Here is a 23,146-nt window from a genome sequence, read left to right as displayed (position 1 = left end):
AATTAGAGGAAAAATATGAAACAAAGTAAAATGCTAATCCCAACGCTTCGCGAAATGCCAAGCGATGCTCAAGTTATCAGTCACGCCCTTATGTTGCGTGCTGGTTATGTTCGTCAAGTATCAGCAGGTGTTTATTCTTACTTGCCACTTGCTAACCGTGTTATCGAAAAAGCTAAAAAGATTATGCGTCAGGAGTTTGACAAGATTGGTGCAGTTGAGATGTTGGTGCCAGCCCTTCTCAGTGCAGACCTTTGGCGTGAATCTGGTCGTTACGAAACTTATGGTGAAGATCTTTATAAATTGAAAAATCGTGAGTCATCCGACTTTATCTTGGGACCAACTCACGAAGAAACTTTTACAGCGATTGTCCGTGATTCTGTTAAGTCTTACAAGCAATTACCATTGAACTTGTACCAAATCCAGCCTAAATACCGTGATGAAAAACGTCCACGTAATGGACTTCTTCGTACGCGTGAATTCATCATGAAAGACGGTTATAGCTTCCATGCTAACTACGACAGCTTGGATGTGACTTATGATGAATACAAGGCAGCATATGAACGAATCTTTACTCGTAGTGGCTTGGACTTCAAAGCCATCATCGGTGATGGTGGAGCTATGGGTGGTAAGGATAGCCAAGAATTTATGGCTATCACACCTGCCCGTAGTGACCTTGACCGTTGGGTTGTCTTGGACAAGTCTGTTGCATCATTTGACGAGATTCCTTCTGAAGTGCAAGAAGAAATCAAGGCAGAATTGCTTAAATGGATGGTTTCTGGGGAAGATACCATTGCCTACTCAAGTGAATCCAGCTATGCAGCTAACTTGGAAATGGCAACTAACGAGTACAAACCAAGCAACCGTGTTGTGACTGAAGATCAAGTGACTCGCGTGGAAACACCAGGTGTCAAATCGATTGATGAAGTCGCAGCCTTCTTGAACGTCTCTGAAGACAAAACAATTAAAACCTTGGTTTATATGGCAGACCAAGAGCCAGTTGTGGCCCTACTCGTTGGCAATGATCAGCTCAATGAAGTCAAATTGAAAAACTATCTTGGAGCAGATTTCTTGGAACCTGCAACCGAGGCAGAAGTGAAAGAATTGTTGGGAGCAGACTTTGGATCTCTTGGACCAGTTGGTCTACCTGAAAATGTCAAAATTATCGCAGATCGCAAGGTACAAGATAGCCGCAATGCTGTCGTTGGTGCCAATGAAGATGGCTACCACTTGACTGGTGTCAACCCAGGTCGTGACTTTACTGCAGAATATGTCGATATCCGTGAAGTTCGTGAGGGCGAAATTTCTCCAGATGGACAAGGTGTTCTCAACTTTGCGCGTGGTATTGAAATTGGTCACATCTTCAAACTGGGTACTCGTTATTCAGCAAGCATGGGAGCAGATGTCTTGGATGAAAATGGTCGTACTGTGCCAATCATCATGGGCTGCTACGGTATCGGTGTTAGCCGTCTCCTTTCAGCAGTCATGGAACAACACGCTCGTCTCTTTGTGAACAAAACCCCTAAAGGTGAATACCGTTACGCTTGGGGAATCAATTTCCCTAAAGAATTGGCACCATTCGATGTGCACTTGATTCCAGTTAATGTCAAGGATGAAGCAAGTCTTGCATTGACAAATCATATCGAAGAAGCCTTGGTTAATAAAGGCTACGAAGTCTTGACAGATGACCGTAACGAACGTGTCGGTGTTAAATTCAGCGATAGCGATTTAATTGGCTTGCCAATCCGTATCACTGTTGGGAAGAAAGCAGCTGAAGGAATTGTAGAAGTCAAAATAAAGGCGACAGGAGATACGATTGAAGTTCACACTGATAACTTGCTTGAAACCCTTGAAATCCTAGCCAATAAATAAAATTTGTAATCAGAAGAAAAAACAAGACAAATTCGTTTTTGCCTTGTTTTTTTGTATCAACTAAGTTAATAAGAAACTGAAATTACCGAACATAAAAACCATTGATAGTCCCTAGGAGAGACAGGTCAATGGCTTTTATGCAGATTTTAAAATAACCCAATGTAGAGTAGCAAGACTGATAAAGCGATAAAACCTAGGGTTGCTAAACCGCGTTGAACTGGGCTGTAAATCTTTCGTTCTCCTTGAACTGGGAAGACAATAGCCAGTAATGCTCCCCCGACAGCTCCCCCGACATGTCCAGCAAGACTGATACCAGGGATTAAAACGCTACCTACTAGGTTGATGATTAAAAGAGAGAGATAAGATTGGCCAAGCTGTTGAAGATAGGGATTGCGTGTAGCATAACGAAGAATGACAATGGATGCGAACATTCCGTAGAGCGCAGTTGAAGCACCTGCAGTAATGGCATTAGGACTAAAAACTAGGACAAAGAGATTTCCCATCATACCTGATAGAAGATAGATAAAGAAAAACTGCTTGGAGCCAAAGATTTGTTCCATCTGACGTCCTAGAAAGTAAAGGGACAGCATATTGATAAAAAAGTGCTCTAAGCCGATGTGGACAAAGGTTGCTGAAAATAAGCGCCAGATTTGTTCAGGCATGGCCTTAATAGCAGGTGGATAAACGGCTCCAAATTGATATAAGGTAGCTGCACTTGTGTAGTTGAAACCACTGGTTAGAAACATGAGTATAAAAACCAGGCTTGTCACAAAAAGAAAGAAGCTCGTGACGGGATAACGGCGATCAAAAATCTCTTTCATAGATGAGTACCTCCTCAACGGGAATATCGTAGTGCTCAGGTTGAAAATCTTGGATTTGGCATAGATAAAGTGTGCTGATGGTGTGACCAGTAAAATGCTCCAAGTAGCGGTCGTAGTAGCCACCACCATAGCCAACCCGATAACCAGAAGGATTGAAAGCTAAACCGGGAACATGGATCAAGTCAATCTGAGAGGGCTCAAAGACAATAGCTTCCCCCTGCGGTTCAAGAAGTCCAAAAGAATTTCTTTCGAGTTTCTCTGGTTCATAAACAACAAAATCCATTTGCCCTTTGGGATAAGTTTTTGGAATGACGATTTCTTTCCCATCTTTTTGAGCTTGTTTGATGAGTTCAGCTGTCTGAAATTCATGAGGAAAAGACAGGTAAGTAGCAATGGTTTTTGCTTCCTTATAAAAAGGATGTTGAAAGAACTGCTCTGTGAGCCAATCGTTCATTCTCTGCTTTTCTTCCTTAGATAGAGACTTGAGTTCTTGTAAGACCTGCTTGCGTAAGCTTTTTTTCATAGTTTACTCCGCAGCTTTCTTTGCTAAAAAGCTTGATACAGCTTCAACACCAATTGCGAGTGCCTCTTCTTTAGGACTCATCTGAGGGTGGTGTAGGGCATAAGGGCTATCAATTCCAAGCCAGAACATGACGCCATCCACCTTTGAAAGTAAGTAACCGAAGTCTTCACCTGTCATGGCAGGCTCGATATCAATCAACTCAACCCCTTCTTTTTCTTGGAAAAAGTCCATTAATTCCCGAGCTAGTTTAGGATTGTTTTCTACTGGGAGGTAGCCTCCTTGCTTGAGTTCAATCTCTACATCCATATCAAAAGCAGCAGCGACAGCTTCAGCAATGGTTGTAACTCTTTTTTGTACTAATAGGCTCATCTCCTGAGTTAGGGAGCGGATAGTCCCGTGTAAAAAGGCGGTTTCTGCAATTACATTATTGGTTGTTCCAGCTTGCAAGACACCAAAGGTTACAACGGCACCCTCGATTGGATTGACACTTCGGCTAACAACTGATTGAACTTGGGTAATAAAATAACTAGCAGCAACCACAGCATCCTTTGCTTCATGTGGAAAGGCAGCATGCCCTCCCTTACCCTTAAAGTTAATCTTGATTTCACAGGTTCCTGCAAATAATGTATGAGTGTTAGTTGCAATTTGCCCGACTTTTAAGTCTGGTCGCACATGCAAACCATAAAATTGGTCTGGTAGCCAGTCGCCAAATGCCTGGTCCTTGTACATCAGCATTCCACCAGCTTCATTTTCTTCGGCTGGTTGAAAGAGAAAGAGGAGGTTATTTTTTGGCTGTTTTTCGAGAGCACGTTCTAGGCTTCCTAGAGCAATAGTCATATGGAAATCATGCCCACAAGCGTGCATTCGACCTTGGTGTTTGGAAGCAAAAGGCAATCCTGTTTGTTCATTGACAGGTAGTCCATCAATGTCTGTACGCCAGCCAATCGTTTTAGTTGGTTGACTTCCGTGTAGATAAACCAAAATACCTGTACGCCAAGTCCGAAGTTCTACGAAGTCCTTACCAGCAATCAATTTTTTGATAACATCAAGCAGATAAGCCTGTGTTTCGAACTCCTCTAAACCAATCTCAGGAATCTGGTGTAAATCTCGTCTAGTTTGAATCAAATCTAACATATGTATATTCTCCTACATAGAAGAAAGAGGCTAGGATATTTCCGCCTCTTTTTATGGTTACAAGGTACGAAGGGCGTCCTCTAGAGCTGTCTTTTGTTGCGTTTGAGCATCAATTTGTTTGATAACGCGAGCTGGAACACCAGCAACGACAACATTTTCTGGAACATCTTGAGTGACGATAGCACCTGCTGCGACAACAGAACCGTTACCGATTTGAACACCTTCAATAACCACAGCGTTAGCACCAATCAGTACATTGTCACCGACACGAACAGGATCTGCACTAGCTGGTTCAATCACTCCTGCAAGAACAGCCCCTGCACCCACGTGACTATTTTTACCAACAATTGCGCGACCACCGAGAATAGCTCCCATATCAATCATAGTGCCAGAACCAATTTCTGCACCGATATTGATAACAGCTCCCATCATGATTACAGCATTGTCACCAATTTCAACTTGGTCACGGATGATGGCACCTGGTTCGATACGAGCATTGATGTCACGTTTATCGAGGAGAGGGACTGCTGAGTTGCGAGCGTCTTGCTCAACAACGTAGTCCTTATTTTCTGTTAATTCCTCAAGAAGGGGAGCAATATCTTTCCAGTCTCCGAAGAGAACATTTCCAAGCTTGATAACAGAAGCAGGAACGGCTCCGGCAAGTTCTCCCTCAAAAGTCACTTTAACGCTGGTCTTTTTCTCAGCGTTTGCGATAAATTGGATAATTTCTTGTGCATTCATTTTTGTTGCAGTCATAGGTATCTCCTCACTCTTTGTAATGCTTACTATTCTACCAAAAAAGGCTTCAAATTTGAAGCCTTAAGTGTTAAAAGAAGATTCTTTCATTTTGTTTTTTGATTCTTCAATGGATAAGAAAATCATTGGGATAATAATCAAGATCATCGCTAGTAGCAGATACCCGTCCAAGACTAAACCTAGAAATAGAACGCTGAGAATAGCAGAGGATAAAGGTTCGCTAGCACTGACGACTGACACCACTAATGGGGAAACGAGTGAGACGGCTTTCATGGATAGGAAGAAGGCAAAGGCTGTTCCTAAAAATGCAATGATTAAACAAATCAAGATGCTTGCCCAATCTAGCTGAAAGCTGATTCTATAAACAGGGTAGAGAACGTTACTAAAGAGTCCAGCCAACATCATACCCCAGCCAACAGTTGGTACAAAACCGTATTTTTGAGCAAATGGTTGGGGCAAGATGACATTAAACATAACTCCAAGGGCGCTGAGGAGCCCCGTTACTAAAGCGAGAGGGGTAATAGATAGTTTAGAAAAATCGCCTTTGGTAGCCATCAAAAAGACCCCAAGCATCGCAGTTAAAACGTAGAAGATTGCTTTTTTAGAAGCTTTTTTCTTGTAGATAATACGGTTGTAAATGAGAATGAAGATAGGACTGATAAATTGGAGGATAGTTGCGGTTGTCGCATTAGAGTATTCTACACAAAGATAAAAGAAATACTGAACGGAGAAGATTCCTAAAATGGCATAAGCCAAAAAAGGCAGATAGTTTTTCCAGTTTCTCCAAAGGTCGAATAACTGGGAGCGGAGCTTAAAGCCAGACAGGATGAGTACAAAACCACCTGCAAGACTTAGTCGCATGGAAGTAATCCAACCAGAGGAAACTGGATAATGCGTAAAGAAGAATTCTCCTAAAATACCGCAAATACCCCATATTAATCCGGATAGGAGGGAGTATATGGTTCCCTTAAAAATATTCTTTTGATACTGATTCATATAGAAAGATTAACGTCGTTGCCTGTTTGAAGATGAGTTGTTACTATTATTTCTGTTGCTATTATTACTACTACTATTATTACTACTATTCCTACTATTGTTTGAATTATTGTTATTAGAATTTGATGATTTTGGTAGGCTTCCCAAAATACTACTCCAAGCATTTTGGTAATCAGAGTCGCTACCACCAATAGCAAATTTGTAGGTAGTTGTTGGAGCACCAGCTTTATTAGCCCAGTAGCTCGTTACAGTTTCTCCAGTTACTTCAACCTCTTTACCGTTGATGGTGACCTTACCAGGTTTTTCACCAGTTGATTTGAGGACTTGAGATGAAGTGACACTTGAGTCAAGATTGAAGCGCTCAGAGCCCCAAGCGGAAGGAGAAGCTTGTTGAATGGCGTTTACAAGGTGAGCCATATATTTAGCATTACGGTAGTATGCACCTTGGGCTAATGGGCTGTTGTCATCATGCCCAACCCAACCCCCAAGGGTTAATCGTGGAGTTGAGACCATGAGCCACATATCGGCTTCTTCGTTTGTTGTACCAGTTTTCCCAATCCAGTCGGCACTTGCTAGTCTAGGATTGATGGAAGCAAGGTCACTTTGGAAGCTTGTAGTTAATCGAGATGAAATGACATCTCTCAGTAGGCTCTGCATAATAGTTGCAGTGGCTTTAGAGTATACTTGTACAGGCTCATCTTTGTGCTCATAGATAACCTCACCATTGGTTTTTTCGATTTTCGAAATCATGTATTTTTTATGGTAGACACCATTATTAGCTAAGGTCTGATATCCGTTAGTATGCTGTGCTACAGTGACTTCAATTCCTCCACCCATAGGAAGACTCTCAATGCCATATTCTGGAATGTAATACCCCATTTTTTCCATATAAGAGCGAACATCAACTCCTTTTTCACGGAGCATACGATAGGTCCAATAGGCTGGAATATTCCAAGAATAATTTAAGGCTTCCTTAAGTGGCATCATGGCTGTTCCAGCGCTATTGACGTGCATAATAGGATTTCCGTTAGAAAATTTGGTTGGATAGTTTGATAAGATGCTTGCGCTTCCCATCAAGCCTTGGTCAATAGCGATACCATAGACTAGGATGGGCTTTGTAGTAGAAGCAGGAGAACGTTTAGTATCAAAGGCGTGGTTGTTTTGGTTGCTTTGGTAATCGCGACCACCAACAAATCCTAAGATGGCTCCTGTTTGATTATCCATCAAAACATTCCCAACTTCAGGTTGACCAGTACTATCATTTAGAAGGTAACCATAGTTTGTCGCAGCGTTTTGCATGGCCGTATGTATGGCTTTATCAATTGTAGTTGTAATACGATAACCGCCATTTTGAATTTCTTTTTCAGCTAATTCACGATAAGATTTCTGAATGGATTCGTTCTTGAGTTCTTGGGCCGAAACGTTATCTTTTTTGACCAAGTAGTCATACATGAGGTCAGTCGCTTCATCAAGCGCAGTGAAGTAGAGATAGCCCTTAGCAGTTATGTTTACATTTTCTGCTGGCAAGAAGTCTTGCTTTATATCATAAGCTTTATAGGTTTCATAGTCTTCCTGACTGAGAACTCCAGTTCTGTACATATTGTAAAGGACATCTTTGGAACGCTTGATTCCAAGTTCTAAGTCCTCTTCACTCTTTAGCTCACCTGTGGATTCATAAGGTGAGTAGGAGATAGGGCTTTGAGGTAAGCCCGCTATAAAGGCTGCTTGCGGAATCGTTAGTTGACTGGCATCAACACCGAAAATACCCTTGGCTGCTTGTTGAGCTCCGGCGATATTTTGACCTTTATTGTTACGACCAAAAGGAGCGACATTGAGATAGGTTGCCAAGATTTCGTCCTTGCTCATTGCTCTCTCTAAAGCCAAGGCATCCACAATTTCACTAGCCTTACGAGCAAGTGTAGGAGCGTCACCAACTACTTGTTGTTTGATGAGCTGTTGTGTCAGAGTAGATCCACCACTCGAAGAACCAAGCCCGATAAAATTTCCTAGACTGGCACGAATGACTGCTTTAGGGACTACACCATTGTGATCTGCAAAGTGTTCATCCTCAGTTGCAACGATAGCTTGCTTGAGATTTTCTGAAATAGCATCTGATGCAATAGATGTTCGAAGAAGATCACTTTCGACAGCCCCAATCATCGATCCGTCAGCATAACGAATCTCAGAAATGGATGAAATATCGTTTACTTGTTTGAGCAAATCTTCTGTTTGAGGGACGCTTACTTTGTCAAATAGAGAAACTGCATAACCGAACACAATCCCAGCCCCTAACAGTCCTCCAATGAAGGCGATGATAAATAGGGTATTAAAGGTTGCCTTGATTCCCAGTAAGATATTGGCAAAGATTGTCCAGAAATTGGTATTAGTTTGTTTTTTATTCTTAGAAGTTTTACGACCAATTTTGCCTAAATCTATGTTTTTTAGTTTTGCTTTTAGAGACTGAAGGAAAGCCAGTCCTTTTTCTTTAAATTCTAACAATTTATTCTTCATTTCTTTCCTCACTTCTTCTTATTATACCATAAAAGAATCTATTGCAAGAGATTAGTATGAAACTAGGATTGGAGGCGCTTAAGCAACAAAAGAACCAGGTACACTTTGAACCTGGTTTCATTGATTATTTTTCTTCTGAAAGCTCTTTTCCAAGATCAATCAAGTAGTCTTTCAAGTGATCCTTGACTTGAGGATGTTTGAGGGCGTATTCGATGGAAGTTTTCATAAATCCAAACTTATCTCCGACATCGTAACGTGAGCCTTTAAACTCGCGAGCAAATACACGTTGTGTCTTGTTTAGAGTGTCAATAGCATCAGTCAATTGAATCTCGTTTCCGGCACCTGGTTTTTGATTTTCAAGGATACCGAAAATCTCAGGTGTGAGAAGGTAACGACCGATGATAGCTAAATCACTAGGTGCATCTTCAGGTGCAGGCTTCTCAACGAAGGTTTCAACGCTGTAAAGACCATCTTTCCCTTCGCCTTGAGGAGCGATGACACCATAGGCAGAAACTTCATCATGTGGGACAGGCATCACTGCGATAGTAGAAGCATGAGTTTCCTCATAATCATTCATGAGTTGCTTGGTCAGTGGAACGGCATTATCATCCGTGATATCCATGAGATCATCTCCAAGCATCACTACAAACGGTTCGTTCCCAACGAAAGCTTTGGCTTGTAAAACTGCATCTCCGAGTCCACGTGGGTGTGTTTGACGGATGAAGTGAAGGCGCATACCAGTCGTTTCATCAACTAGTTTCAAAAGATCTGTTTTTCCTTTTTCTTTGAGGTTGTATTCTAGTTCAAAGTTTGAGTCAAAGTGGTCTTCGATAGAGCGTTTTGACTTCCCTGTTACCACAAGAATATCCTCAATCCCAGATTTAAGAGCTTCTTCAACAATGAACTGGATTGTTGGTTTATCCACGATTGGCAACATTTCTTTTGCCAAGGCTTTGGTTGCTGGTAGGAAACGAGTTCCAAGTCCCGCAGCAGGGATAACAGCTTTTCTTACTTTTTGCTTCATGAGCATCCTTTCTAACGGTGATTAAGACCACTCGTTTTCTGATTTGAACTCATTGTTCATGAGTTCAGAAATGGCATCTTTAATATTAACATTTTTATAAATAACTTGGTAAATGGCTGAGGTGATTGGCATGTAAACGTCAAGCTCTTGTGCCAATTCGTAAGCAGCTTTGGTTGTTGAAATTCCTTCGATGACCATGCCCATATTTGCTTCTATATCTGCCAAGGCTTCGCCACGACCAAGAGCATCTCCAGCTCGCCAGTTACGTGAGTGGACAGAAGTTCCGGTAACGATTAAATCTCCAACTCCAGAAAGACCACTGTAAGTTAATGGATTTGCTCCAAGTTTAACTCCCAGACGAGTGATTTCTGCAAGACCTCGCGTGATAATCGCTGCCTTTGCATTATCTCCAAAGCCAAGTCCATGAAGGGCCCCTGCACCTACTGCGATGATATTTTTAAGAGCACCAGCTGTTTCCACTCCAATCACATCTGTATTGGTATAAAGACGGAAGTAGTGGTTACTAAAGAGTGTCTGAACATACTGAGCGACTTGTAAATCTTTGGATGCGGCCGTAATCAAGGTAATGTCGCGTACAATCGTTTCTTCCGCATGGCTAGGACCAGAGACAACCACAATATCACTACGCAATGCTTCAGGGATTTCTTCTTCTAGAATAGTTGAAAGACGTTTATGACTATTTGGTTCGAGTCCTTTTGAAGCATGCATGATCACCACTTTATGATCCAAAACAGCAGCCACTTGTTGAGCTACCAATCTGGTCACCTTGGTTGGCACAACAAACAAGACAGCATCAACACCCTTCAAGACTTCTGCTAAATCATGGTAAGCAACAATCTTTTCGTCTAATACAGTATCTTTAAAATAGCGTTTGTTAGTATGTTGTGTATTGATTTCGTCAATTTGGTCAGGAATATTTCCCCAGATACGCACTTGGTGTCCATTGTCATTAAGAACTTGTGACAGTGCCGTACCCCAAGAACCAGGCCCTAAAACAGCGATGGTTTGTTTGTCCATATTTTCCTCCTTCTGAGAAAGCACTTTCCTATATTCTACCATAAAAAGCACTAACGTGCATTAATATTATTTATTAAGAATCAACTTAGTAAGAGACTATAAAATAAAAAACAGCCAATAAATAACTTGGCTGTCTTTAGGAGAAAAACTAGAGTGTAATGCTATTGTTTTTAGAAATTTTCATAAATAGTAGCAATGAAGTAACTGTCAAAACAGTGAGGATAGTAGACAAGGCAGCTGCCACACCATAATTTCCACGAAGTACTTCAGTGTAGATAGCTACGGTCATTGTTCTAGTCTTAACATTGTATAAGAGAATCGAAGTAGAAAGTTCTGAGATCATTGTTACCCATGATAGGATTGCACCTGAGATGATACCTGAAAGCATCATTGGAGTTGTGATTTTAGTAAAGGTATTGAGACGACTACTTCCTAAACTTTCTGCAGCTTCTTCAATGCTTGGAGAAATCTGTTGCAAGCTAGCTACTGAAGATCGAATGGTATAAGGGAGTCTCCTTACAGATAAGGACATAATCAAGATGAAGGCTGTTCCTGTAATCATAAGGAAGCCACTTCCGAAGATACCTGTATTGAATGAAGAGATAAAGGCAATACCAAGAACGGTTCCTGGCACGATATAAGGTACCATACTAAGACTATCGATTAGATTCGTAAATAGATTGCGCTTGCGAACTGCAAGGTATGAGATGAAGGTCGCAAAGACAACAACGAGAATCAAGGCAAATAGAGGTATACGAATGGTATTGAAAATAGCAGAGCCCATGCGGCTAAAGGCGGTCTTATAGCTGTTTAACGAGTATCCTTTGACAAATACCATACCTGATGTCTTAAGGAATGATGTATAAATCAAGTAAACTTGAGGTAATACAGAGAATAAGATAATGCCATAAACAGTCACATAAATAGCAGCCATCTTTCCTTTTGTCGTTTTCTTAGGTTCAATTGGATGAAGCGAGTTCATACTGAAGCTAAAACGATTTGAAATGTATTTTTGGATGAGGAAGATGGCAAGGGCGATTGTAATAGCCATAATTGCTAAGGCAGATGCGAATGCTGAGTTGCCTCCAACTTCACTAATAAACTGAGTATAGATTAATACTGGGAAGGTACGATAACCCTCACCAATCAGCATCGGAGTACCAAAGTCTGAGAAAGCTCTCATAAAGACTAGGAGTGCCGCTGCGAGTAAAGTTGGAACTAAGAGTGGCAAAACGACTGTTAGGATTCGTTTAAAGCCGAAAGATCCCATGCTTTCAGCAGCTTCCAAGAGGGAGTTGTCGATACTCTTCATAGTTCCAGCTACGTAAAGGAATACGAGGGGGAAAAGTTGGAGTGTAAAGACAAGTACAATACCTTTAAAACCGTAGATATCAAAACCAGGCAAATGTAGTGTGTTGGTTAGAAATTTTGTGATAACTCCGTTTCTACCAAGAAGTAGAATCCAAGAATAGGCACCCACAAAGGGAGCTGACATGGATGCGATGATAATCAAGATTTGTAAAAATTTCTTTCCCTTGAAGTCATACATTGAAAAAAGATAAGCTAGCAAGGTACCAACAACGACAGAGGTGATTGTGGCAGTTACAGAAACCTTAAAACTATTAATGAGTGTCTCAGAATAGTAAGATTTACTAAAGAATGTTACAAAATTTTCTAAAGAGAAACTACCTTCATGTATCAACGCTTGCTTTAGTACAGTCACAATTGGGTAGACTAAGAAAACTAAGTATGTAAGGAAAATGAAGAAGGAAGATGCAGTCCAGATATTAAGTTTTTTACGCTCCATGGCTGACTCCTTTTATGAGATTACGAGAACCATCTTCAGAGAAGACATTGAGTTTCTGAGTATTGATACGTAAACGAACATGATTTCCTTTTTCTAAATCTTCTTCGAATGTAGATTCTTCACTCACTTGAAGTTTTGGAGCAAATCCTGTTTCAATGAAATATTCAGTATTAAGCCCAAGGTAGACACTGTCAGTGATTGTTCCATCAATTGGGCCGTTTTCATCACGGATAAATTCTTCGGGACGAATACTGACGCTAATATTTTGTTCCTCAACTTGGTCGAGAGCTGGCATACGAAGAGAGTAGCCGTCTGCAAAAACGATGTAAGCTCCATCAGCTTGTTTTTCTAGACGAGCAGGGATTATGTTTGTTCTACCAATAAAAGTTGCGACAAATTCGTTCTCGGGCTTGTGGTATAGCTCTTTTGGACGACCAATTTGTTGAATAACACCATCTTTCATAACCGCGATTTGGTCAGAAATGGCCATAGCTTCTTCTTGGTCGTGAGTTACATAGACAGTTGTAATGCCAACTTCGTGTTGGATTTCGCGAATGGCTTGACGCATATCTAGACGAAGTTTGGCATCTAGGTTACTGAGGGGCTCATCCATGAGGAGAACGCTTGGATTAACAGCTAAGGCACGTGCTAGAGCAACACGTTGTTGCTGACCACCACTAAGTTTATCTGGTTTACGATCAGCGTACTGGGCAATCTGCATCAACTCAAGGTATTTATTTGTTTGTTTGATGAGTTCCTCTTTCGGAACTTTCTTTTGCTTGAGTCCGAATGCTACGTTATCACGCACTGTCAAATGTGGGAAAATCGCATAGTTTTGGAAAACCATCCCAATATTTCGTTTGCTAGGTTCCATGTTATTAATTTTGGTATCATCGAAGTAAAATTCTCCTCCTTCGATACTGTTGAATCCAGCAATCATACGAAGCAAAGTTGTTTTCCCGCATCCTGAAGGCCCAAGGAGAGTGAAAAGGCTCCCCTTAGGAATTGTAACATTTAAATTTTCGATAACAGGTACATCATTGTAAATTTTCTTAGCATTAATAATTTTAATCTCGCTCATAGTCAACACCTTTTACTGTTTAGATTGGATATCTGTAAAGACTTCGTTGTATTTTTTAACAATATTTGATTTGTTTTTAATGACATAGTCGTAGTCTTCAGTTAGTACTTTGATTTGTTCGATTGGTTTCATATTTTCGCTAGTTTTAGCATTTTTACGAACAGGGCGGTTAGTAGTTGTAGTACCTAGAGTATCTTGTACGTCTTGAGAAATGATGAAATCGATAAATTTCTTAGCGTTTTCTTTATTTTTTGCGTTCTTAATAATAGCAGCACTTGCTGGTAAGAAAACAGTTCCTTCTTTTGGATAAACAACTTTGACGTTAGCACCATCGTTAAGAAGTTTAACTGCAGGATCTTCATATGAAAGACCGACAGCCATTTCTCCATCTGCTACAGCCTTATAAACACCAGATGAACTTGAACCAATTTTACCATCAATTAAGGTAAAGAGATCTTTGACATAAGTCCAAGCCTTGGCATCTGAATAGCCACCCTCAGCTTGTAACATATTTGTTAGTTGAGCAAAAGCACTAGAAGAATTAGCAGGGTCTGCAGTTGCGATTTTCCCTTTAAGCTCTGGTTTGATAAGGTCACTATAGCCTTCGATATTCATACCCTTAGTCAAATCAGGATTTACAATCAAGACGCTACCGTCTAATGTATAAGGAGTTGAGTAACCAGTTGTATTTTGATATTCTTTTATAACATTCTCATTTTCAGGAGAAACGTAGTTTTCAAAAAGCTCTCCATGGGTAGCATATTGAGTATAAGAACCACCAAAGATGACATCTGCAACAGGTGCTTCTTTTTCAGATTCCAATTTTTTAAAGAGTTCACCAGTTCCTGCTTGAATGAGTTCAACTTTAATGCCATATTTTTCTTCAAAGGCAGGGATTGTTGCACCAATTAGTCCTTCTGAGTTTGGCGAATAGACTACAAGAGTATCGCTACCTCCGTTTTCAGTAGCTTTATCTCCTGAAGCGTCATCAGAAGAACAGGCAGTCAGCCCCAAAATAGCAAGTCCACAAGCAGCAAAATACATCCATTTCTTTTTCATGATGGATACCTCCAAAGTTTTGATAATACTATTGTAAAAAAATGTAAGCGTTTTTAAAACTCAGAATTCTATCCTAATAGGGTAAAATTCTCTACAAAAACGGAAGTAATCTTTTTGATTTTATAGCAGGGTTTGGCAGTTAATAACTGGTAAGTCAAATTTTATTTTTTAGATTGGATATCTGTAAAAATGTCATTGTACTTTTTAAGAATAGCGGATTTGTTTTTAATGACATAATCGGAATCTTCAGTGGCAATATTGATTTCTGTCATAGCCTTCATATTTTTATTGGTTCTAGCATTTTTACGAATGGGTCTGATGGTTGTTTCAGTTCCTAGCTTATCTTGGATTTCTTGAGAAAGGAGGAAATCGATAAATTTCTTAGCGTTTTCCATATGTTTGGCGTTTTTGACGATAGCCGCGTTACCAGGTAAAAAGACGGTTCCTTCTTTTGGATAAATGACTTTTACATCAGCCCCATCATTTAAGAGTTTTAAGGCAGGATCTTCATAGGTGAGTCCTACAGCCATTTCTCCATCGGCGACAGCTTTGTAAACATTCGAAGAGCTAGATGCAATTTTTCCATCTACTAGGGTAAATAGATTTTTCACATAGGTCCAAGCTTGTTCATTTTCGTATCCACCTTGGTCTACAAGCATGTTTGTTAGTTGTGCAAAGGCGCTAGAAGCATTACTTGGATCAGCAGTAGCGATTTTTCCTTTTAATTTAGGATTGAGTAGATCATTGTAGCCTTCAATTTTAATACCTTTTGTAAGAGATGAATTGGCAATGATGACACTGACATCAAGTGTATAAGGAGTGTAGAATCCAGTTTTATTTTGATATTCAGGGATTATCTGGTCGTTCTCTTGAGAAATATAAGGTTCAAAAAGATTTTCGTTAGAAGAGAAGAGGGCGTAGGAGCCTCCGAAAATGACATCAGCTACAGGAGCTTCTTTTTCTGACTCAGCTTTTTTAAACAATTCACCAGTGCTGGCTTGTACTAAGTCAACCTTAATACCATATTTTTCTTCGAAGGCTGGGATTGTTTCTTCGATAAGGTCTTCAGGGTTAGGCGAGTAGACAACCAAAGTGTTATCTGAATCTTTTTCAGCGCTAGTTTCCGCTTCTATTGTTGAAGAACATCCTGATAAAGTAAGAAATATCCATCCACAAGAGAGAAAGAATAGTATTTTTTTCATAAGTATTTCCTTTTTTACGAACGTTTTTACTCTACGACTTGCTTAATATTTATAATTTGCAGAGTTCTACAGGATATAATAAAAACCTTAAAGAAATCTAAAACGGGGAATAGGAAATGGGTATCTCGCGCAAGGATGGGGAAACTGTAACTGGGATTTCGATGGTAATCCTCTTCAAAGCACGTCATTTTATCTGTGATCTCAAAGCTATGATTTGAGCAGCTTGTAGCGAGTTTCCTAGTTTGTTCTAGTATAAGTACAAAATAAAAAGATTGCCTGATTTGAGCAATCCTTTTACATCAATGGTTTTTATCCATGAGTTTTAATTCTTTTGGAGAAATATGGAGATATTTTTTAAAAACTTTGGCAAAATATTTATAGTCTGAAAATCCAACTTGTTCAGAGATATCGCTTAAGGGAGAATTAGGGGACTCAGCCATTTTATCTATAGCTTGCTTGAGGCGGTAGCGTAAGATATATTCATTTAGCGTCATTGGGAAGTCTTCTTTGATAACCTTATATAGATAACTTTCACTATATCCTAGATTCTCTGCAATGGTAGAAATGGTAAAGTGCATGCAGTAGTGTTGGTGCACAAATTCAAGAATTTGCTGAATGATTTGATTTTGTGTATCAATTTGTTGGATAGAGGTGAGTAAAGTTTGATATTCTTCTAAAAAAGGAGTTTCTTGACGAGTGCTAACTCGTAATCGCAAAACAATTTTTTGAAGACATTCTGTCAACTCCTTGGTATCAATTGGTTTGGATAAGAAATCAACTGCTCCATATTGCATGGCTTTTTTGGCATTTTGAAAATCGTCATAACCAGATAGGATTACTTTTTCATAAGAGAGAGACTTTGTAGCTTCAAACATCATAAAAGCATCCATAATGGGCATGGTGATATCTGTCAGCACAATATGTGGCTTTAGTTTTTGAATCAGTTCCATCCCTTCTTGCCCATGACTAGCAGTTCCTACGACTTGAATGCCTAAAGCAGAGTAATCAACGGCAATTTCAAGCCATTTTCGGATTAGGTGCTCGTCTTCGACAATGATTAGCTTAAACATGTGTTCTTCCTTTCGTAACAAATTTTACCCAAGTTTCACCTTGCGGGTTCACCCCTAAATCCAATTCGACAGTTTCAAAAAAGTTGTTCAATCGTTTGTAACTATTGACAATACCGTGCTGTGTATGTGGACTGTTTAGAGATTCTAAAATATGGAGGCGTTCTTGTTTGGTTAGACCGCCAGCATTATCCTTAACGATAAAGGTCAGTGCTTCCTGATATTGAGTGATTTGGATAGAGATAGCAAGGTCAATACGATACTGTCTTCCATATTTTAGAGCATTTTCTACAAGCGGTAATAGGAAAAGTTTCGGAACGGTTTGGGAATATAGACTTTGAGAACAGTTAATTTGATAAGAAAATTGTTCAAAACGAATTTGATGAATCTTTAGGTAAGCTTCAATAATCTCTAAGTCTTGTCCAAGAGTCGTTTCTTTCTCTAATTCAGTCACACTGTATCGCAAAATGCGCGTGAGATTTTGAATCAGGTCTTGTGTAATACTAGCATCAATCATACTCGTGATTTTAATAGTTTCCAATGTATTGTATAGGAAGTGAGGGTTAAACTGAGCTTCTAGCATTTTTCTTTCAAAAACCCATTTTTCCTTTTCAATGGTCAACATCTTTTGATGAAGCTCGTCCAACTCCTGCAGCATATCGTTAATTTTCTCAGCTATCAGTTCAAATTCATCCTCAGTATGGAGAGTAAGTTTCTTTTCTTTTTTCTTAGGAACTTCATGTAATTGAAAGACTAAACTTTCAATAGGACCAGCATTATGGGTTGCGATTTTATGGGCGATTCTCCTAGCCTGCCAAAAATATAATAGAAAGATACAAAGTGTTAGTATGGAAGCAAGGCTAAGTAAGCTAGGAATAGGAAAGAATGATTGAAAAGTGTAAATTGAAAAAACAGAGTCAACTTTACGTTTTTCAATCAAAAGGGGATTTTCAACGAACCAATGTGTTTTTGAACGAAGTGATTTTTCATTAAATTTTTCCAGAGCAGATTGTGTGAATTGATTGGTATTACTAGAGTATATATTACCGAAAGTATCTGTAATAATATATTTTGAATTAATCAAGGGGATACTAGACACAAATTCATTCTCATTCACAAAGGAAATACTATATGCTATTGCTCGTTGATTTTGAATTATAGGCATAATAAAGACAGCATAATGTTGCTTGTCCATCGATAGAGCAACTTTCTCTGAAATGGATCCTTGGGTAGTGTTTTGAATTAATAATTTTAAATAATAGGGAGCTAAAAGAGTTTCTTTATGATTGCGATTGGTGCTAAATAAAAGTTCGCCTGTCTCATCGAGAATGACAAAATCAGAACTGAGTTTTAGTTGAGCTTTTGTTTCATAAAATAGACTAAATAATTCTCTATCAGTGTGTTTACCTTCTATAAATTCTGGAACCATTTTTTTATTCATGGTTTCCAATAATTCATAATTTGCTTGTTTCATGTCTTGAACATGTTGAGTAATTTGTTGAGTATCCTTAGCTAGTTGCTGCTTTTGAAGGAAATAGGAAAAACCAAATAGAAGGATAAGGAGTAAGAGAGAAGTCGCTAGGGCAGCTAAAGAACTACGGTGAAGAATCTCTTTTTGGAGAGAATGTTTGAAAGAATGGGGCATAATTCACCTCTTTGGGAAGAGTTTGTTAAAGTAAGTATAGCAGTATTAAAAATGGAAGGCAAGGTCAAAAAAGAAAAGAGTTAAGAATAAAGAGGCTAATTTCCCCTAAAAATGGTATAATAGGAGCATCACGAAAATTGGAGAGACAGCATGAGTTTTTACAATCACAAAGAAATCGAGCCTAAGTGGCAGAAACACTGGGCTGACCATCACACCTTTAAGACAGGAACAGATGCCTCAAAACCTAAGTTTTATGCATTGGACATGTTCCCTTACCCATCTGGAGCGGGTCTGCACGTAGGGCACCCAGAAGGTTACACAGCGACTGATATCCTCAGCCGTTTCAAACGTGCGCAAGGCTACAATGTCCTTCACCCAATGGGCTGGGATGCTTTTGGTTTGCCTGCAGAGCAATATGCTATGGATACAGGGAATGACCCAGCGGAATTCACAGCGGAAAACATTGCTAACTTCAAACGCCAAATCAATGCACTCGGATTTTCATACGACTGGGACCGTGAAGTCAATACTACAGATCCAAACTACTACAAGTGGACGCAATGGATTTTTACCAAGCTTTACGAAAAAGGCTTGGCCTATGAAGCGGAAGTTCCAGTAAACTGGGTGGAAGAATTGGGAACGGCTATCGCTAACGAAGAAGTCCTTCCAGATGGAACATCTGAGCGTGGTGGCTATCCAGTTGTCCGCAAACCAATGCGCCAATGGATGCTTAAAATCACTGACTATGCAGAGCGCTTGCTTAATGACTTAGATGACCTGGACTGGCCAGAGTCTATCAAGGACATGCAACGCAACTGGATTGGTAAATCAACTGGTGCTAATGTAACCTTTAAAGTAAAAGGGACTGACAAGGAATTCACCGTCTTTACAACACGTCCTGATACCCTTTTCGGTGCGACTTTCACAGTTTTGGCTCCTGAGCATGACTTGGTAGATGCCATTACAAGTCCTGAACAAGCTGAGGCTGTAGCGGACTACAAACACCAAGCCAGCCTGAAATCAGACTTGGCTCGTACAGACCTTGCCAAGGAAAAAACAGGGGTTTGGACTGGTGCTTATGCCATCAATCCTGTCAATGGTAAAGAAATCCCAATCTGGATTGCTGACTATGTTCTTGCTAGCTACGGTACTGGTGCTGTTATGGCCGTTCCTGCCCACGATCAACGTGACTGGGAATTTGCTAAACAGTTTGATCTTCCAATTGTAGAAGTGCTCGAAGGTGGCAACGTAGCAGAAGCTGCCTACACAGAAGATGGCCTTCACGTCAATTCTGACTTCTTGGATGGTCTCAACAAAGAAGACGCGATTGCTAAAATTGTGGCTTGGTTGGAAGAAAAAGGCTGTGGTCAAGAAAAGGTTACCTACCGTCTCCGTGACTGGCTCTTTAGCCGTCAACGTTACTGGGGGGAACCAATCCCAATCATTCATTGGGAAGACGGAACTTCAACAGCCGTTCCAGAAAGTGAACTCCCACTTGTCTTGCCAGTCACCAAGGACATCCGCCCTTCAGGTACTGGTGAAAGCCCGCTAGCTAACTTGACAGACTGGCTGGAAGTGACTCGTGAAGATGGTGTCAAAGGTCGTCGTGAAACCAATACCATGCCACAATGGGCTGGTTCTAGTTGGTATTACCTTCGCTACATTGACCCACACAACACAGAAAAATTGGCTGATGAGGACCTCCTCAAACAATGGTTGCCAGTAGATATTTACGTGGGTGGTGCAGAACATGCTGTACTTCACTTGCTTTACGCTCGTTTCTGGCACAAGTTCCTCTATGATCTCGGTGTTGTTCCGACTAAAGAGCCGTTCCAAAAACTCTTTAACCAAGGCATGATTTTGGGAACAAGCTACCGTGACCACCGTGGTGCCCTTGTGGCGACTGATAAGGTTGAAAAACGTGACGGTTCCTTCTTCCACATGGAAACAGGGGAAGAATTGGAGCAAGCACCAGCCAAGATGTCTAAATCCCTCAAGAACGTGGTGAACCCAGACGATGTGGTGGAACAATACGGTGCCGATACCCTTCGTGTCTATGAAATGTTCATGGGACCACTTGATGCTTCGATCGCTTGGTCAGAAGAAGGTCTGGAAGGAAGTCGTAAGTTCCTCGACCGTGTTTACCGTTTGATCACAAGTAAGGAAATCGTTGCGGAAAACAATGGCGCTCTAGACAAGGTTTATAATGAAACCGTAAAAGCTGTCACAGAGCAAATCGAGTCCATGAAGTTCAATACAGCTATTGCCCAACTCATGGTCTTTATCAACGCGGCTAACAAGGAAGATAAACTCTATGTGGACTATGCCAAAGGCTTCGTCCAATTGATTGCCCCATTTGCCCCTCACTTGGCAGAAGAACTCTGGCAAACAGTCGCAGCAACGGGTGAGTCTATCTCTTACGTAGCTTGGCCAACATGGGACGAAAGCAAATTGATTGAAGACGAAATCGAAATCGTCGTCCAAATCAAAGGTAAAGTTCGTGCTAAACTCATGGTAGCTAAAGACCTTTCACGCGAAGAATTGCAAGAAGTCGCTCTCTCTGACGACAAAGTCAAAGCAGAGATTGACGGTAAGGAAATCGTGAAGGTGATTGCGGTACCGAACAAACTTGTCAACATTGTTGTGAAATAACCGATTTATTTGTTCGTACTCAACCTCAAACAAGTTTCCCAAACTGTTTGAGCCTAATAAACTTGTTAACATCGTTGTTAAATAAGAAATGAATCCTTCAGAGTAGAATCTGGAGGATTTTAAATCGAAAAATATAATTCTATTTCCACTATCGCACCACTTAACCTGGCATTTTAACCACTTGTCTTCGAAAGCCGTTTTTCCGACGGCTTTTTTGTTAGACTAAATATGTCAGAAGGAGGGAGAAATATGATTTTACAAGCTAATCATTTAACAAAACGATACGGTAATCACACGGCTGTTGACGATATTCAGTTACAGTTTGAAAAAGGAAGTTTCAATGCTATTTTGGGCCCCAACGGTGCAGGAAAATCAACCACTATTTCCATGTTAATCGGTTTGAAAGAAGCAACACAAGGTCAGGTTCTATATGCACCAAATACGAAAATCGGAGTTGTTTTTCAAGCTAGTGTACTGGACGAGATGTTGACAGTTAGGGAAAATCTCACGATTCGTGCCCAACAGTATAAGGGAATTGAAGCAAATCGTGTAGAGGATTTGATCCATCAACTGGGTTTGACTGCTTTCCAGAAACAACTCTATGGAACTTTGTCAGGTGGGCAAAAGCGTCGAGTTGATATTGCGCGTGCTCTTCTTTCGCAACCAGATATCCTTTTCTTGGATGAGCCAACAACGGGACTTGATATTCAGACTCGCAAATCTATCTGGGATCTCCTGTATCGACTACAAAAGGATGAAGGGATGACAATTGTTTTAACGACGCATTATCTGGATGAAGCTGATGAAGCGGATCAAATCTATATCGTTGATCATGGAAAAGTGATTGCGCAAGGTTCTGCGACAGCTATCAAGAGTCAGTACGCATCTAATATCCTAAAAATTCGTTTTAAAGTAATGAAGGACTTAGAAAAATGGCTACAGACTGAAATGACAGTAGAAGCAGAAAATGAGTTGGAATATCTTTTTTATCCAAGGACATCACAGGAAGCCATTGAATATTTGGCACAAGTTCGAGAGGAAATTGATTCTTTTGAGTTTCGTCCAGGTACTATGGATGATGCCTTTATCGCTCTAACAGGAAGAGAGGTTCGCTAATGTTAGCTTTATTGAAACGGAATTTTACCTTATATTTTCGTAATCGTTCAGGAGTGTTTTTCTCATTATTGGGGGCATTGATTTCCTTCCTCCTTTATATCATTTTTCTGCAGAAGAACTTGACGGATGCTTGGTCCCAACTCCCTGATAAAACGAGCCTTTTAAATAATTGGCTGATGGGTGGAACCTTGGCTGTGACTGGGATTACAACTAGTTTTACGGCTCTTACACAAATGGTGCAGGATCGTGAACATCAAGTGGATCAAGATTTATTCTTGACAGATTTAGGTAGCTGGGGCTTACAGGCATCTTATCTAATCAGCAGTATTGTCATTTCTTTTGTGATGCAGTTGTTTATGTTTGTAGTGATGAGCCTGTATTTTCAGGAGAGCCCAGTTTTGAGTCATCTAGCAGAAGTGGCTTTGATCATGTTGCTCAGTAGTGTGCTTTCTAGCTTGGTCAATGCTATTTTGATACACCGTTTTCAATCTGTGGATAGTCTTGGAAAGCTAGCCACTATAGTGGGAACAGCTTCTGGATTTCTAGTGGGGACTTATGTCCCTCTAGGAGTGTTGCCTAACTTTACCCAACTTCTTATGAAGTGTACACCTGCAACCTATATTGCCTCTCTCTATCGACAAGTCCTTATGAAAGAACAACTAGCAGATACCTTTATCGGGAATAGCGATTTATTAACAGAATTTCAAGAAAAAATGGGGATCGAGTTAAAATGGCAGGAGCTGTTGACAAAGGAGAAAACATATCTTATAGTGGTAAGTATCAGTCTTGTAGCTATCCTTCTTTGGCTTTTATTGGTTAAAGTGTCTAGCAAGAGAAAATAAAGA

At 40.3% G+C, this 23,146-nt stretch carries 18 protein-coding genes; 4 read left to right on the top strand and 14 right to left on the bottom strand.

Features of this window, described 5'->3' with window-relative positions:
* The first annotated feature begins 15 nt into the window (after window positions 1-15).
* Window positions 16-1,869: a proline--tRNA ligase gene (locus HMPREF3237_RS02870; RefSeq protein WP_070888766.1), complete on the top strand. Its 1,854-nt coding sequence runs from the start codon at window positions 16-18 to the stop codon at window positions 1,867-1,869.
* 146 nt (window positions 1,870-2,015) lie between these two features.
* On the opposite strand, the gene HMPREF3237_RS02865 is transcribed toward HMPREF3237_RS02870, so the two are convergent.
* The 14 genes from HMPREF3237_RS02865 to HMPREF3237_RS02800 all read right to left on the bottom strand — a co-directional run bounded on the left by HMPREF3237_RS02865 (window position 2,016) and on the right by HMPREF3237_RS02800 (window position 18,533).
* Entirely contained in the window at window positions 2,016-2,690 is a 675-nt protein-coding gene (locus HMPREF3237_RS02865) for a rhomboid family intramembrane serine protease (RefSeq protein ID WP_070888765.1), read from the bottom strand.
* The gene (locus HMPREF3237_RS02860) at window positions 2,674-3,213 is read right to left on the bottom strand and encodes a 5-formyltetrahydrofolate cyclo-ligase (protein ID WP_006146197.1); all 540 of its coding nucleotides are present in this window, start codon (window positions 3,211-3,213) and stop codon (window positions 2,674-2,676) included. Before HMPREF3237_RS02860 ends, HMPREF3237_RS02865 begins: the two co-directional genes overlap by 17 nt.
* 3 nt (window positions 3,214-3,216) lie before the next feature.
* On the bottom strand, window positions 3,217-4,347 hold the full coding sequence (locus HMPREF3237_RS02855) for an N-acetyldiaminopimelate deacetylase (RefSeq protein WP_070888764.1): 1,131 nt from the start codon (window positions 4,345-4,347) through the stop codon (window positions 3,217-3,219).
* A 57-nt stretch (window positions 4,348-4,404) separates the two neighbouring features.
* Complete coding sequence (gene dapD / locus HMPREF3237_RS02850; protein ID WP_070888763.1) at window positions 4,405-5,103, bottom strand: 2,3,4,5-tetrahydropyridine-2,6-dicarboxylate N-acetyltransferase; 699 nt, start codon at window positions 5,101-5,103, stop codon at window positions 4,405-4,407.
* A 63-nt stretch (window positions 5,104-5,166) separates the two neighbouring features.
* The gene (locus HMPREF3237_RS02845; RefSeq protein WP_070888762.1) at window positions 5,167-6,099 is read right to left on the bottom strand and encodes a DMT family transporter; all 933 of its coding nucleotides are present in this window, start codon (window positions 6,097-6,099) and stop codon (window positions 5,167-5,169) included.
* A gap of 9 nt (window positions 6,100-6,108) precedes the next feature.
* Window positions 6,109-8,610, bottom strand: coding sequence for a penicillin-binding protein PBP1B (gene pbp1b, locus HMPREF3237_RS02840; RefSeq protein ID WP_070888761.1), 2,502 nt, complete (start codon window positions 8,608-8,610; stop codon window positions 6,109-6,111).
* A 124-nt stretch (window positions 8,611-8,734) separates the two neighbouring features.
* Window positions 8,735-9,634, bottom strand: coding sequence for a UTP--glucose-1-phosphate uridylyltransferase GalU (galU, locus tag HMPREF3237_RS02835; RefSeq protein WP_025168755.1), 900 nt, complete (start codon window positions 9,632-9,634; stop codon window positions 8,735-8,737).
* A 21-nt stretch (window positions 9,635-9,655) separates the two neighbouring features.
* Entirely contained in the window at window positions 9,656-10,672 is a 1,017-nt protein-coding gene (locus HMPREF3237_RS02830) for an NAD(P)H-dependent glycerol-3-phosphate dehydrogenase (protein ID WP_025168756.1), read from the bottom strand.
* 148 nt (window positions 10,673-10,820) lie between these two features.
* A complete protein-coding gene (locus tag HMPREF3237_RS02825; protein WP_070888760.1) occupies window positions 10,821-12,479 on the bottom strand; it encodes an ABC transporter permease in 1,659 nt (552 codons plus the stop codon).
* Window positions 12,469-13,560 carry an ABC transporter ATP-binding protein gene (locus HMPREF3237_RS02820; RefSeq protein ID WP_070888759.1) on the bottom strand — a complete coding sequence of 364 codons (1,092 nt, stop codon included), beginning with the start codon at window positions 13,558-13,560 and terminating at the stop codon, window positions 12,469-12,471. The genes HMPREF3237_RS02825 and HMPREF3237_RS02820 overlap by 11 nt, the downstream gene beginning before the upstream one ends.
* A gap of 12 nt (window positions 13,561-13,572) precedes the next feature.
* Window positions 13,573-14,619: an ABC transporter substrate-binding protein gene (locus tag HMPREF3237_RS02815; protein WP_070888758.1), complete on the bottom strand. Its 1,047-nt coding sequence runs from the start codon at window positions 14,617-14,619 to the stop codon at window positions 13,573-13,575.
* A 161-nt stretch (window positions 14,620-14,780) separates the two neighbouring features.
* The gene (locus HMPREF3237_RS02810; RefSeq protein WP_070888757.1) at window positions 14,781-15,821 is read right to left on the bottom strand and encodes an ABC transporter substrate-binding protein; all 1,041 of its coding nucleotides are present in this window, start codon (window positions 15,819-15,821) and stop codon (window positions 14,781-14,783) included.
* A gap of 299 nt (window positions 15,822-16,120) precedes the next feature.
* Window positions 16,121-16,891 carry a response regulator transcription factor gene (locus HMPREF3237_RS08745; RefSeq protein ID WP_083327664.1) on the bottom strand — a complete coding sequence of 257 codons (771 nt, stop codon included), beginning with the start codon at window positions 16,889-16,891 and terminating at the stop codon, window positions 16,121-16,123.
* Window positions 16,884-18,533 carry a sensor histidine kinase gene (locus HMPREF3237_RS02800; RefSeq protein ID WP_070888756.1) on the bottom strand — a complete coding sequence of 550 codons (1,650 nt, stop codon included), beginning with the start codon at window positions 18,531-18,533 and terminating at the stop codon, window positions 16,884-16,886. The genes HMPREF3237_RS08745 and HMPREF3237_RS02800 overlap by 8 nt, the downstream gene beginning before the upstream one ends.
* 150 nt (window positions 18,534-18,683) lie before the next feature.
* On the opposite strand from HMPREF3237_RS02800, the gene leuS reads away from it, so the two are divergent.
* From leuS to HMPREF3237_RS02785, 3 genes are all read left to right on the top strand, one after another.
* Window positions 18,684-21,185, top strand: a complete 2,502-nt coding sequence (gene leuS, locus HMPREF3237_RS02795) for a leucine--tRNA ligase (RefSeq protein WP_070888755.1) — start codon at window positions 18,684-18,686, stop codon at window positions 21,183-21,185.
* A 249-nt stretch (window positions 21,186-21,434) separates the two neighbouring features.
* The gene (locus tag HMPREF3237_RS02790) at window positions 21,435-22,301 is read left to right on the top strand and encodes an ABC transporter ATP-binding protein (protein ID WP_070888754.1); all 867 of its coding nucleotides are present in this window, start codon (window positions 21,435-21,437) and stop codon (window positions 22,299-22,301) included.
* Window positions 22,301-23,143 (top strand): ABC transporter permease, encoded by an 843-nt coding sequence (locus tag HMPREF3237_RS02785; protein ID WP_070888753.1) that lies wholly within the window; start codon window positions 22,301-22,303, stop codon window positions 23,141-23,143. Before HMPREF3237_RS02790 ends, HMPREF3237_RS02785 begins: the two co-directional genes overlap by 1 nt.
* The last annotated feature ends 3 nt before the right edge of the window (window positions 23,144-23,146 follow it).

Origin of the sequence: Streptococcus sp. HMSC34B10 (assembly GCF_001839505.1) — a bacterium.
In the GTDB taxonomy this organism is placed as follows: Bacteria; Bacillota; Bacilli; order Lactobacillales; family Streptococcaceae; genus Streptococcus; species Streptococcus peroris.
Note: the sequence above shows the minus strand (reverse complement) of the source record. Positions and strands in the feature narration are given on the sequence as shown.

Excerpts from the sequence above, each read along its gene's own strand:
- HMPREF3237_RS08745 (WP_083327664.1), bottom strand. The coding sequence starts at position 16,891 with ATGTTTAAGCTAATCATTGTCGAAGACGAGCACCTAATCCGAAAATGG.
- HMPREF3237_RS02860 (WP_006146197.1), bottom strand. The coding sequence starts at position 3,213 with ATGAAAAAAAGCTTACGCAAGCAGGTCTTACAAGAACTCAAGTCTCTA.
- pbp1b (WP_070888761.1), bottom strand. The coding sequence starts at position 8,610 with ATGAAGAATAAATTGTTAGAATTTAAAGAAAAAGGACTGGCTTTCCTT.
- HMPREF3237_RS02785 (WP_070888753.1), top strand. The coding sequence starts at position 22,301 with ATGTTAGCTTTATTGAAACGGAATTTTACCTTATATTTTCGTAATCGT.
- dapD (WP_070888763.1), bottom strand. The coding sequence starts at position 5,103 with ATGACTGCAACAAAAATGAATGCACAAGAAATTATCCAATTTATCGCA.
- HMPREF3237_RS02800 (WP_070888756.1), bottom strand. The coding sequence starts at position 18,533 with ATGCCCCATTCTTTCAAACATTCTCTCCAAAAAGAGATTCTTCACCGT.
- HMPREF3237_RS02790 (WP_070888754.1), top strand. The coding sequence starts at position 21,435 with ATGATTTTACAAGCTAATCATTTAACAAAACGATACGGTAATCACACG.
- HMPREF3237_RS02825 (WP_070888760.1), bottom strand. The coding sequence starts at position 12,479 with ATGGAGCGTAAAAAACTTAATATCTGGACTGCATCTTCCTTCTTCATT.
- HMPREF3237_RS02855 (WP_070888764.1), bottom strand. The coding sequence starts at position 4,347 with ATGTTAGATTTGATTCAAACTAGACGAGATTTACACCAGATTCCTGAG.
- HMPREF3237_RS02810 (WP_070888757.1), bottom strand. The coding sequence starts at position 15,821 with ATGAAAAAAATACTATTCTTTCTCTCTTGTGGATGGATATTTCTTACT.
- HMPREF3237_RS02815 (WP_070888758.1), bottom strand. The coding sequence starts at position 14,619 with ATGAAAAAGAAATGGATGTATTTTGCTGCTTGTGGACTTGCTATTTTG.
- leuS (WP_070888755.1), top strand. The coding sequence starts at position 18,684 with ATGAGTTTTTACAATCACAAAGAAATCGAGCCTAAGTGGCAGAAACAC.
- galU (WP_025168755.1), bottom strand. The coding sequence starts at position 9,634 with ATGAAGCAAAAAGTAAGAAAAGCTGTTATCCCTGCTGCGGGACTTGGA.
- HMPREF3237_RS02830 (WP_025168756.1), bottom strand. The coding sequence starts at position 10,672 with ATGGACAAACAAACCATCGCTGTTTTAGGGCCTGGTTCTTGGGGTACG.
- HMPREF3237_RS02820 (WP_070888759.1), bottom strand. The coding sequence starts at position 13,560 with ATGAGCGAGATTAAAATTATTAATGCTAAGAAAATTTACAATGATGTA.
- HMPREF3237_RS02865 (WP_070888765.1), bottom strand. The coding sequence starts at position 2,690 with ATGAAAGAGATTTTTGATCGCCGTTATCCCGTCACGAGCTTCTTTCTT.
- HMPREF3237_RS02870 (WP_070888766.1), top strand. The coding sequence starts at position 16 with ATGAAACAAAGTAAAATGCTAATCCCAACGCTTCGCGAAATGCCAAGC.
- HMPREF3237_RS02845 (WP_070888762.1), bottom strand. The coding sequence starts at position 6,099 with ATGAATCAGTATCAAAAGAATATTTTTAAGGGAACCATATACTCCCTC.